At 70.0% G+C, this 11,689-nt stretch carries 10 protein-coding genes; 3 read left to right on the plus strand and 7 right to left on the minus strand.

From position 1 onward, the window contains the following. The 5 genes from ACWCYY_RS11305 to ACWCYY_RS11325 all read right to left on the minus strand — a co-directional run. Nucleotides 1-1,070: DUF2637 domain-containing protein (locus ACWCYY_RS11305; protein ID WP_449795790.1), on the minus strand; the 1,070-nt coding region annotated here is incomplete at its 3' end. Beyond that, entirely contained in the window at nucleotides 1,067-1,597 is a 531-nt protein-coding gene (locus tag ACWCYY_RS11310) for a WhiB family transcriptional regulator (protein WP_449795791.1), read from the minus strand. The genes ACWCYY_RS11305 and ACWCYY_RS11310, both read right to left, overlap by 4 nt. Nucleotides 1,598-1,691: 94 nt before the next feature. Continuing rightward, on the minus strand, nucleotides 1,692-2,360 hold the full coding sequence (locus ACWCYY_RS11315) for a DciA family protein (protein WP_449795792.1): 669 nt from the start codon (nucleotides 2,358-2,360) through the stop codon (nucleotides 1,692-1,694). After that, nucleotides 2,357-3,727, minus strand: a complete 1,371-nt coding sequence (locus ACWCYY_RS11320) for a hypothetical protein (protein WP_449795793.1) — start codon at nucleotides 3,725-3,727, stop codon at nucleotides 2,357-2,359. Before ACWCYY_RS11320 ends, ACWCYY_RS11315 begins: the two co-directional genes overlap by 4 nt. A gap of 254 nt (nucleotides 3,728-3,981) precedes the next feature. Then, nucleotides 3,982-4,266, minus strand: a complete 285-nt coding sequence (locus ACWCYY_RS11325; RefSeq protein WP_449795794.1) for a hypothetical protein — start codon at nucleotides 4,264-4,266, stop codon at nucleotides 3,982-3,984. A gap of 428 nt (nucleotides 4,267-4,694) precedes the next feature. On the opposite strand from ACWCYY_RS11325, the gene ACWCYY_RS11330 reads away from it, so the two are divergent. The 3 genes from ACWCYY_RS11330 (at nucleotide 4,695) to ACWCYY_RS11340 (ending at nucleotide 7,335) form a co-directional block, all read left to right on the plus strand. After that, on the plus strand, nucleotides 4,695-5,114 hold the full coding sequence (locus ACWCYY_RS11330) for a helix-turn-helix domain-containing protein (protein WP_449795795.1): 420 nt from the start codon (nucleotides 4,695-4,697) through the stop codon (nucleotides 5,112-5,114). Nucleotides 5,115-5,415: 301 nt separating this feature from the next. Next, nucleotides 5,416-6,039, plus strand: coding sequence for a hypothetical protein (locus ACWCYY_RS11335; RefSeq protein ID WP_449795796.1), 624 nt, complete (start codon nucleotides 5,416-5,418; stop codon nucleotides 6,037-6,039). 27 nt (nucleotides 6,040-6,066) lie between these two features. Further along, a complete protein-coding gene (locus tag ACWCYY_RS11340; RefSeq protein WP_449795797.1) occupies nucleotides 6,067-7,335 on the plus strand; it encodes an MAB_1171c family putative transporter in 1,269 nt (422 codons plus the stop codon). A gap of 166 nt (nucleotides 7,336-7,501) precedes the next feature. Here ACWCYY_RS11340 and ACWCYY_RS11345 read toward each other — a convergent pair whose 3' ends face one another. Both ACWCYY_RS11345 and cas3 read right to left on the minus strand, forming a co-directional pair. After that, the gene (locus tag ACWCYY_RS11345) at nucleotides 7,502-8,392 is read right to left on the minus strand and encodes a hypothetical protein (protein ID WP_449795798.1); all 891 of its coding nucleotides are present in this window, start codon (nucleotides 8,390-8,392) and stop codon (nucleotides 7,502-7,504) included. 861 nt (nucleotides 8,393-9,253) lie between these two features. After that, nucleotides 9,254-11,671, minus strand: coding sequence for a CRISPR-associated helicase Cas3' (gene cas3 / locus ACWCYY_RS11350; RefSeq protein ID WP_449795799.1), 2,418 nt, complete (start codon nucleotides 11,669-11,671; stop codon nucleotides 9,254-9,256). Nucleotides 11,672-11,689: the final 18 nt, after the last annotated feature.

An 11,689-nucleotide genomic window follows, 5' to 3' on the forward strand; every position in this document is an offset into this window, starting at 1 on the left:
GGACCGGACGGACCCGACGCGGGTACCGGACCGGACGGAGGAACCGGACTGGACGAGCCCGGCAAGTGAACCGGACCAGCGACCGGACCGGACGGACCCGACCCCGGTACCGGACCGGACGGAGGCACGGGCACGGGGACCGGACCGGACGGACCCGACGCGGGTACCGGACCGGACGGAGGAACCGGACTGGACGAGCCCGGCAAGTGAACCGGACCAGCGACCGGACCGGACGGACCGGACGCGGGTACCGGACCGGACGGACCCGACGCGGGTACCGGACCGGACCGACCCGGCCCCGACCCCGGTACCGGACCGGACGGAGGAACCGGACTGGACGAGCCCGGCAAGTGAACCGGACCAGCGACCGGACCGGACGAGCCTGACCCCGGTACCGGACCGGACGGAGGCACTGGACCGGCGACCGGACCGGACGGACCGTTGATCAGCCGGAGGCGCGGTTGTTCGGCGAGGGTCGGCGTGTGATCGAGTTCCTGAGCTTCGGGGCGGGTGCGGCGGAAGCGGGTGCGCCACCAGGACCGGACCGTGGTCGGCTCGTCGGAGTCGCTCCGGTCGGTTCGAGCGGTCCCGTTCTGCTCGGTCTCCGCGTAGGTCGCCTCGCTTGCCTGCGCGGCAGTGGAGGTGTGCCGCGACATGACGATGTACAGGTGGGTGGCGCCGCCGAGCACCAGCGGGGCGATGGTGCTCAGCGCGCCGACAGCGGTGTTGGTCAGGTGGAATCCCTGGCCGGCCGACGTCTCGTTCAGGCGCACGGCGTGGGTCCAGTTGGCCCAGACGCTGGTGGCCGTGGCTCCGCCGAACACCGACCAGGTGTAGGCGCGGGCCCGCAGCGGCGCCTCCTTCAGCACGACCAGCGCCCGCACGCCGTACGCGATGAACCCGTCGATTGCGACCGGGAAGAGGTAGCTCAGCTCAGGACGCACGTGCATGGCGACAGCCATCTGCTGCAAGGCGTCGTAGCTCAGGGTTCCGCCGACCGCGCCCATCACGCCGATCGCGGCCTTGTCCCATCGGGACATGCTGTTCGGTATGTTGCCGGTCTTGGTCATGCTGCCACCGCCGTGGCCTCCGGGCTGAACTCGGCGGCGATGCGCTGCTCGCGCCGGAGCAGGAAGGGCTGCGCGTCGAGCTGGGCGCGGGCCTCGCGCACTCGGGTGAGGGCGCGCTTGCGGCCGATGCCGAGTACGGGGGCCCAGATCCGCAGGTCGAGGTCGAGGATAGCGGCGACCACGGAGACGGAGTATTTCTCCTGCCGGGAGAGGTGGACCGGGCGGCCGTTGAGAGCGGCGACGACGCGGTCCTCCTCCCAGCGGCCGACGGTGCTCAGGCGGTGCAGCACGATCCGCTCGCTCTCGACGAGTCCGCCGCGGATCCCGTAGCGGTCGTTGGTCTCCAGCGCTTCGGTGAGGCATTCGTCGCTGACGGGGCAGCTGCCGCACAGGGCCCTGGCGGCCCGGGTCTCCTCGGCCTGGTCGGGCAGGGGGTAGAACGAGTCAGGGGCTCCGGTGCCGGCGCAGGCGGCACGCTGCACCCAGGTGTGGTCGCGGCGGGTGGCGATCGAGGTGATGGTGGACACGGGGTTGGGTCTCCGGATGGGGGTCCGCGGCCGGGGCGCGGAGGTTCGGGGGCGGCGCGGCGCGACCTGGTCGGTCGCGCCGGCCTGTCGGTGGCTAGCGCGGGCGGGTGCCGGAGAGAGGGGGCGCCGTCTCTCTGGCCAGCGTTCTGATCCGCCGGTCGACCGCCGGGCTCGTCCTGGAGTCCGCAGGGGCGCTCGGGTGGCTGGCCTGGAGCTGGGCCAGGGCACGCAGGTAGCCGGGCGAGGCGTCCTCTCGGCTCTTGATCCTGGGGTCCGGCGCGGGGGTTTCGGTCCGGGTGGCCGGTCGGGTTACCGCAGCGGCTTGGGCTCGGTGGGCACCCACCACTCGGATGCTGCGCAGGATTGTTTCTCCATTGGCCTGGTTGAGCGTTGCGACCAGCGCTGGGGCGAGGGTGCGGATGTGCGTCGCGTAGGCCGGGGACTCGGCGCGGACGTCGAGGCGGCCCGTCTGGTGGTCGAAGCTCACGGCGGTGACGTGGGCGGCGAGTTCGCCGACGGCGGCCGGCCACAGGTCGAGCAGCCCGCCGCCGGCCAGCGGTTCCTGCCAGGCGTGCTGGACCATCAGGTCGGACAGGGCCGCTCCGAGGCCCACCGGGTCGACCCGGCCGCGCCGGGGCGCGGTCGTCAACCCGGCGGCCTTGGCCTTCACCGCGCTGTCGGAGAGCTTGGCGGCGTCGGCTCGGGCTCGGCGAAGGGCGAGCCGGGCGAGGTCGATCCCGGTGGCGGGCTGGTTGTCGCTCATCGTGCTGTTCCTGTTCGGAGGTGGCTGGTGGTGGCGCGGAGGCGGAGGACCCGCTCGACGAGGTCGCGGCCGTAGATGTGCTCGGCCTGCGCGCGGCCGGCGATGGCCAGGGCGGAGGTGACCAGGGCGGGTCTGCCGCTGAGGTACTGGCGCCACGCCGTGGTGCGGGCTTCGCGGTGTTCCTCGCTGGTGGGCTGGTCGTCGAGGACGGCCAGCGGCTGGCGGCAGGTCTCCCACGCTCTCGACCAGGCGGTCCGGACGAGGTTCTGGACTGCGGAGCTGCGCGGTGCCTGCCAGGTGCCGGCCCACTCGCCGTGCCGGTCCCGGCTGGCCTGCGGGGAGTCGCGCCACCAGGCGACGATCGCGTCGCGCTTGGCCTCGGTGTCGTACAGCAGCTCGGCCCCGGCCAGGCGGGCGGTGAGGAAGCCCACCGGCCGGTGGATCCGGGTGGCCGGGGTCCGCTGGGCGAGCACGGCGATGACCTGGTGGGCGGTCCACCCGGCATCCGCGAGGTGGCGCACGGCCCAGGCGACCCGCGGCACGGGGCTGCCGCTGAGCCAGGGCACCTGCTGGACGAGTTCGAGGCCGAGCTGGTGGCGCCGACCGACCGCGTTCAGCCGCCGGCTGCCCTTCCGTCCTCGTCGAGCCTGCTGGTCCTTCCCGTTCCCGAAGTCGTCCTCAGAGGGATGGTTGGTAGGTGCTGCAGGAGAAGACGTAACAGCACCACCCGCCATTGGGGTGCAACGGGAGGACGTCGACGAGGAGCCCTTGCCGGACTTCCGGGTACCGCGCCGCTTGGCCCGGCGGACCGTTCGGCTGGCCTTCCTGCCCAGCTCCGCGAGGGCACGGCGACCCTCGTCGGAGCCGATGCCGACGACCGCGCGGATGAAGCTCTCGGACTCGGTGGTCCGCAGCCCGATGGCCTCGTCGAACTTCGCGGGGATGGTGCGGACGAACTCGCTTGCCCTGGCCCGCTGCTGGCGCACTCGGGTGCCCTTGACCGTGTAGGTCAGCAGGCCGGCTGTGCGCAGGAGGGAGAGGTGGTACTGGACGGTTCGCTCGGAGACCTTGAGTACGCGGACGAGGTAGGCGATTCCCGGTCTGCACGGGTTGAGTTGGGCGAGCTGCTGGGCGATCCGCACCGTGGTGGGGCCGAAGCGCGGGCCGTGGTCTCGGGCGGGGGAGTGGGCTTCGGCGTCGAGCGTCCAGTGGACAGCCTGCAACCAGGTGTACGTGTCCGGCGCGATGCGGCCGGTAGTGGTGGATATCCACTGAGAGGAGGCGGGGACGGGCAGGCCGGAGCCGCCCGCTCCGTTCCCTGACTGCCGGGCGTCGGCAGCGTTGGCGAGGAGGGTGGAGGTGGGCACGAGAGTCCTGGTTCGCCTGGCACGCCGGGGCCTGCGACCCCGGGCAGTCGGGATCGCGCCGCACGGGCGGCGGGTGCAGATGTGGGCACAGGGGCGGCGTCACGCGCGGGAGGTGCCAGCGGGAGGCGGCAGCCGTCGGGTGGGCCAGGGCAGCGTGAAGCTCTACTTCGCGGCAGGGAGGATCACCGGAGCGCCTGGTGGACGTCTCCGGTGCGCGAAGTGGCGCGGTCCCGCTGTCGAGGTGGTGGAGCCGGTCAGGCTGCCATCAGGCAGGCCGTGTCCGGCACAACAGCGGTCAGCCGACCGGTGCCGAGATCGAGCTCGTGGGTGGCCTGGGAGTCGAGACCGGGGAAGTCCTGGACGATCCAGCGGGCCAGCGCCTGCCGGATGGTGAGCGACTGCGGGACGGCTCGGCCGCTGGCGTCGTAGGCGGCGGCGGTACGGGGGAACCCGCCGAAGCCGCTGCTCAGGCGGACCATCGTGGCGTCGGGGGTGAGACTGGCGAGGGCCTCGACGAAGGTCGGAGAGGCGGTGGCCACCACGGTGACGGCACTTGGCCGCGGGGACGTCTGCGCTGTACGGAAGCCAGTGCGCATGATAGGACTCCTGGGCTGGGAGTACCTCGGCCGTGTGGTGGGACCGCCGGGCGGAGGTACTGAAGGCGTTGGTTGACGCCCTCGCGGGGGGTGTCCGGGAGTTGCACCTCCAGGGCACCCCGCCGAGGGCGGCCCGCGGACTGGCTCGGCCGAGAAGTTCTTCGGCTGCTGCTGTCCCTGCCACGGCCCTGATCAGCGACGCGTTACAGCGCCCTGACCAGGCCATCGGTAGTTAACTGTCCGATCGGGTGGGATCAACGTACATCAAGTCGCCCCTGATTTGGACAGTTAACTACCCTCGAAATGTGCGATCGGGCACGATCGGGCACTAAAGTGTCCCCGTGGGACGATCTGACACGGAGGAGCGAGCGATGGCCGAGGCCCGGACTGGTGGCGACGGCGCTGCGGTGATCGCCGAGCGGCTCGACCACCTCTTCAAGCACCGGCACCCGGCGGACCGCGGCCGGTACTCGATTCCTGAGGTGGCGGCGGGCACCGGCATCAGCGAGAGCACCCTCAAGCAGATGAAGTCCGGGGCCAACACCAACCCCAAGATCAACACCCTCGTGGCCCTGGCGAAGTTCTTCGACGTGCCGCCCACCTACTGGACCACCGAGGAGGCCCCCGAGAGCGTCTTCGCTGACCGCGCACTCCAGGCGGCCATGCGCGACGCCGGCGTCCAGTCGATCGCCCTGCGAAGCGCGGCCCTCACGCCAGCCAACAAGCACCTGGTGGCGGAGATGATCACCATGGCGCTCAAGTCGCAGGGCCTCGACGTCGACTCGGAATGACCCCGGGCGGCCGGGCCATTTATTTTTGAACTTTATCTATGCGCATAGACTCTGTGGCGGCCCGCGCGCCCGGCTTTCCCGGGATTGCCCGCTTCTGCTCGCATCCGTGATTGAGATGCACGTCACGGTTTCGGCTTGGCGTGGCCATTGAGAACTACTTTCGGTGACGAGCCAGGGCTCTGCCATCGGCGAAGTCCCGGGTCACCCTGGCTTCGAGGGGATGTGCCAACTAAAAGTTGGTATACGTTCCGTAGTCGCAGGCACGACGCCGCATCCTTCGCAACCCGAACGGTCGCTCCAGATGAAGCGCAGGATTGAAACGATCTTCAAGCCTCTGCTTACGATTCTTTATGCCCGCCTCGCCGTACCCGTGGACGATGGGCGACTTCGACCGACTTTCTTGATCATTTCGGGGGTGGCTGTGTATGCAACAACGCTGCGCGATTCCTGCGAGGGTCGCCTCGCCAGCCTGCTGGCACTTCTGCCGCACAGATTCACTGTCCAAGAGTTGATCTCGGCGGTTTCTGTGCTGATTGGCAAGCCCATCCACTGTGAGCCGCGAGACATGAAGGGTGAATTCGCTTGCGGCCTCAGGGAAAGGTATGCAGATCGCGAGGTGATCTCCTTCGACAGGAAGACCTCACCTCTGCATAGGTGTCAGATCATCGCCCATGAACTCAGCCACATACTCTGCGGCCATGCCGGTTCGATCAACCTCGCCGATATTCCATCGGACGAGGAACTCCTGGAACTGATGGACTGGTCCGTCCTAGGAATCTCCGCCCGCACCTCCTACGAGACGGAGGAGGAGAACGAGGCCGAACTGGTTGCCTCTCTCATCCTCCGACGCATGTACCTCGCGAGCGTGATGCCCGCACCGCGTCCCACCGCCGCCGCCGAGCGGTGGAACGCCATGTACACCTGACCGACAGAACGAAAGATCACCACCCTCATGATCAGCCTCGTGACGCTCGGGCTTCCGGCCCTCCTGGTGGCGGCAGCCGTCTACTGGATGCGCCCGCGCCGCGGACTGCCCCGGCCGGCCAGCTGGCGCAGTACCGTCCTGCTGCTGCTGACCTGGGCCGCCGGCATCCTCTGGTACCACCCTCACCTCCAGGCTGCTGCCGACGAGGTGACCCGCGACCTCGCCAAGCTCGTCAGCAACACCCTGATGCTCTGCGCGAGCCTCCTGGTGGTCAGCTGGCTCCTCTCCCTCAACTACGAGCGCCCGGAGGCACTCCGCCGTCTGCGACCGCGCCTCGTCTTCCTCGCCCTGGTCCTGGCCGTCATGGCGCTCTCGTTTCTCATCACCCCGCCGGACCGCAGGTGGTCCGGCCCTTCGACCAGCGCACACTGGGACCAAGCGCCCATGACCCTGCACCTCTACACCCTGGTGTACGCGGCGTTCATGGGGACCGCCGTCTACGACTGCCTCTCCCAGACCTGGCGCCGCAGCCCCATGACCACCTGGCGGATCCACCGGGCCGGACTGCGGACCACCGCGGCCGGATGCTTCTTCGTCCTGCTCTACCTCACGTACAGAATCGTCCACACCGCCAGCTCGGTGGCCGGCTTCGAGCTGGTCTCCGGCGGCCCGCGGTGCACGACCCTCGTCAGCCCGCTCGGCTGCACCTTCTCCTTCACCGCCCCGCTGGCCGGAATCGTGCTGATCACCGCCGGGCTGACCGTCCCCGCCATGCTGTGGCCGGCCGCCAAGAAGCTGCGCCAACGCTGGGAGATCCGCACCACCCGCGAGCTCTTCCCACTCTGGGACGACCTGACCGCCCTCTGCCCCCAGGTCGTCCTGCGCACGGTCGCCGCGACCACCGAGACGGACCTGCTCCTGCACCGGCGGGTCGTCGAGGTCTGCGACGGCATCCTGGTGCTGAGCGCCAACCGCTCGCGTGAGGTTGAGCGCTTCGCCACCCGGGCAGTCGCCAGCCGTGGCCTGGCCGGAACCGAAACCGGCGCCGCCATCGTCGAGGCCGCCGTCATCGCGGCTGCCGTCGAGGCCGCCCGCACCGGTGCCCGCGACGAGGACGACCCGGCCCCGCTGGCCACCGGCGACGCCGCCCGCGAGGGAAACCTGCGCGCCGAGGCCCAGTGGCTACGGTCGGTCTCCAGGCAGTACACGACCAGCGACATCGTCCGCACCGCCGTCGCTGCCCAGCAGACCGAGCGGATGATCCGGCAACTGTCCGCCGTTCCGGTGCGGCCGTAGGTGCGCGCGGAGGTGCTGCCGGACACACGCCGGCAGCACCTCCGCACGGCCAGCGGTGCCGTGCCACACACCATGCTCGACACCCCGGCCACGGTCCCACCAGGGTGCCGTGAGACCTACGTCCGCAGCGGCACGTTCCACTTTGCCGCGTGGAGGTCTGAAGACCTTACGCGGCCGAACCCGCCATCACCGCACGGACCTTGGCCATCCCCCTCGCCGTCACCGCAGCCACCCTCGCCTCCGCGGATCGGCTCCTGACAGCTCCACTGCACCGCCCGCACAGTCCCGGGCCCGGAAGCGGGTCCCGGCAGTCGGCGCACTCCGCCGTCCTCGGAACCTCACGCCGCCGCTCGGGCGGCATCTTCCGCTCCAGGCGCGACCGGATCACAGCGACCGGCGAGTACACCGTCTCCGGCAGCCCGGCGAGCAACGCCTCCCGCAGCTGCTCCTGCGAGCCGCCCCGCTCCAGCCACGACCGCACCATCGGCGCCAGCACCGCCGCCTCGGCCTCCCCGAGCGGCAACCGACGCTCCGGTCTCACCGCGCGCAGCAGCGCGTTCATCGCCTCCCGGGTCGTCTGGTCCACCTCGACCGAAGGCTCGGTGGCCGGTTGGCGATCCGGTGCAGTCGTCTCCCGCCCACCCTCGGCCCCAGCCGCGTCGGGCAGCCCGTCGCCCTCGGCGGTGGGCTCCTGCTGCGCGGGGAGGGAAGGTACTTTCACCAGGTCCTTTGGAAGGACGCCACGATCAGCGGGTCCCGGCTCACCGGAGCCCGGCGGAGTGGCACCCGGCTGTGCGCCGAGCTGCGGTCGGTCGAAAATGTGCGCCTCCGACCGAAGCCGCCCGTTGGGCAGCCGGACCACCTCCACCCGGTAGTACCCCCACGCCCGCAGCTCGTCCAGTGCCGCCGCCAAGGTCTTCCGCCCCTGGGGGCTCGAGTCCGCCATGTGCCGGCACGTCTCCCGCCAGTCGTCCGGGCGTGAGAGAAGATCCACCAGCAGCCCCCGCGCGGTGTAGGACATCGCGCGGTTCTGCGCCAGCTCGTTCGGGATGATCACGAAGTTCGACGGGTGCGGGCTGCGGTGGATACGCAGGGAGGTCCTCCTGGAGGCTGTGACTTGGGTCGATCCCAAGGGGGATGACGGACCATAGCCACGAAGGCCGCACAAGTGAAGCGCACACGGAGCGACCTTGATCACATCCTGACTGATGGTCTCAGCCCTGCAGTTCAGGGAGTCTTGCTATGCAAGAGGCCGTTGACAGACGTGGCCCCTCCAAGGGGCGATGAGGACAGCACGTGGTGATGCACTACGGGGACGGAAAGATCATGTTGCTATCCCTCAAGGGGTGATGAGGACAGACGCCACGCGGCACGACACCCTGAACGCGCAGTACACGTTGTCATCCCTCCGAGGGGCGATGACGACACGGTACGCCGCCCCCGGTTACTCCGGCGCTGCTGCCCCCTAATCGGGGGAATGAGGGCGGGCTACCACCAGGGGAGGACACAGCAGCCATCTAGTTGTTACCCCTCTGAGGGGCGATGAGGACGAGCGCGCCGCCCGCGTGCTCTCAGGCGAAGGAGTGTTGCTACCCCTCCAAGGGGCGATGAGGACCGCCGGCGCCACTGTCATCGGCGTCCCGCTGGCGTAGTTGCTACCCCTCCAAGGCGCGATGAGGACCGGTCCGGGCATGCCCACGGGATATCCGTGCGCGTCATCATCTTGCTACCCCTCCAAGGGGGTGATGGGGACCGCCAACCCCGAGGTGTCAGTCTTCCAGTACGTCACGTTGCTACCCCTCCGAGGGGCGATGAGGATGAGATCCCGCAGAGGGTGGAGTACGAGCGGGCGATGTTGCTACCCCTCTGAGGGGCAAACGAGAACACCTGTGGGTGCCGTTGATGCTACCTGCGAACATCACTCGACCTCACTTGTCTGGTAGGCGAGTTGGTGGGTTCCGCGGAGGGCGAGTAGGCCGAGGTTGGGGTCGTAGTCGGCGTTGAGGATGCGGACGTTGAGGGCCTTCTCGTGGCGGCTGAGTGGGGCGGCCCAGGCGGGCATGGGGATGAGGTGTTGGTCAGCGAGGAGGCGTCCTTCGGCGGTGGTTCCTTGGGTGAGGGCTTTGGTGTAGGCGTCGCGGTGTTGTTCGAGGATGGCTTCGGTGCCGTCGAAGAGTTCGTCGAAGGTCTGGGCGAGGTCGGTGCGGTCGGCGAAGGGGCGGCGGAAGGTGAGGAAGGCGCTGTCGAAGGTGTCGCGGTGGGCGGTGACTTCGTGGTGCCAGTGCTTGCCCCAGTCGGTGGCGTAGATGGTGTTGAGCCAGCCGGTTGCGTCGGCTTCACTGATGATGCGGTGGTGGTGTTCGAGCAGGCGCTGCCAGCCGGCTTCGACGGGTTCGCGGGGGTAGATGCCGTCGGCGTACTCGCCTGGCTGGTTGCGGCGGCGGGTCCAGGTCGGGGTGTGGACGATGACGTCGGCGGGCTCGCGGGTCCCGATGCGGTTGATGCGGCCGAACCGCTGTAGGAGGGCTTCGAGTGGTGCGGCGGCGGTGAACAGGACGTCGACGTCGAGGTCGAGGCTGACCTCGACGACCTGGGTGGCGATCAGCAGGCCGGGGAGGCGGTTGGTTGCTGTGCTGGCGAACCGGGCGCGGATGTTCTGCTCGATGCGGTTGCGGTCCTGGCGGGTGAAGCGGGAGTGCAGGAGGAAGGCGCTGTCGTCCCCGTGGAGGGCGCGGCTGTGGGGGGCGAGTTGGGTGAACAGGGCCAGGGCGTGGGCGACGTTGTTGGCGACGACCAGGACGCTGTGGCCTTGGTCGAGGCGGGTGCGGATCTCGTGGGTGGCGGCTGGGTCGGTGAGGTGGTGGTGGCGGACCTGGAGTCGGTGGCGGGGTGGCAGGCCGAGGTCGGGGGTGTCGACGATGGTGGGCTTGCGGGTGAGGGTGGTGGTGAAGAGGTCTGCGAGGACATCGGGCAGGGTGGCGGAGACGACGGCGATGCGCCCGCCCAGGCGTTCCCACAGGCGGGCGGTGGCGAGGATGTAGCCGAGGCGGCGGGGGTCGTAGGCGTGCATCTCGTCGAGGATGAACACGGAGTTCGCGGCGTCCACGAGCAGGCCGGCGTGGGCGGGGCCCGCGAGGGCGGCGCGCAGTAGTTGGTAGGGGGTGCCGACTCGGACGCTTTCGCGAAACAGGCGGGTGGCGGCTGCCCTGGCCAGGGCCTTGGCTGCTTCGCTCTGCTGGCACGACCCGGCCTGTTCAGTCTCTTCGTCGGGGCTGTCGGTGGGGTGGATGGCGGCGGCCAGGTAGTAGGAGGCGGCCCGGGAGTGGGCGACGCCGACGAGGCCGGGGTCGCCGAGTAGGTCGGCGAAGCGGTCGGCCATCGCGTTGATGGAGGCGAGGTAGGGCAAGGTGAAGAAGACCCTGGGAACCCCGCCGACGCGTTGGGTGAGTTCGGTGACCTGGCGGGCCGCCCACAGCAGTACGGCTTCGGTCTTTCCGCTTCCGGTGGGTGCCCGCAGGAGCAGGTGGTCGCTGGTTTCGGCCGCGCGGATCTGGTGCTCGCGCAGCGCCCGGCCCTTGGCAGCCATTTGTTCTTCGAGGGCGGGTCGGAAGCGGTGGTCGAAGGGCTGGGTGGTGTGGAGGGTGCCGTGGGCAGAGGAGAGGTGGTCGGCTACGGTCACCGCGCCCTGGAGCAGGACGGCGGCCAGTCCGACGTCGGCGGCCACCCGCCGGTCCCAGCGCTCCAACAGGTCGGTGAGGGTGTCGTGGGCCGCGCCGATGAGGCAGGTGGCACTCAGCGTGCCGACTTCGGGGGTGGTGGGCAGAGTGGCACCGGCCGCGGTGGTGTGCAGCCAGGCGAGCAGGGCCGCCGCCGTGTGCTCATCGATCGGGCCGATCCGCTTTGCAAGTTCCTCCGGTGTCAAGCCGTCGTAGAGGAAGCGCAGGTCCCGGCCCTTGCTGCCGGTCAGCGGGCGGTGGTGGGTGGCGACGCCGGCCGCCACCCACCCGAGCAGCTGTTCGTCCGGGACGAGGAGGGGCAGGAATCCGAGCGAGACGACCTCGTGTCGTTCGCCCCAGGAGCGCACCCGTCCGCGGACCATCTGCTGGAAGCCGTCTGGCAGCTTGCCGCTGTCGTGGCAGAGTCCACTCAGCTGGACGGTCGGCCAGAACCGGCCGTCCAGCACCTGCTCGGCGGCCTCGATCCGGCCGACCCGCCGGGCGAGCTCGACGCCCGCCACCAGGGTGGCCTCCAGATGCACCGTCAGCTCTTCGGGCGGTGCGGTGCCGCGGGCGCTCTTGGCCAGCAGCGCCTGCAGCGGGTCGGCGCTGGTGCCCATGCCTTCTCCTTCGTCTCC

The organism is Kitasatospora sp. NPDC001664, from assembly GCF_053596675.1.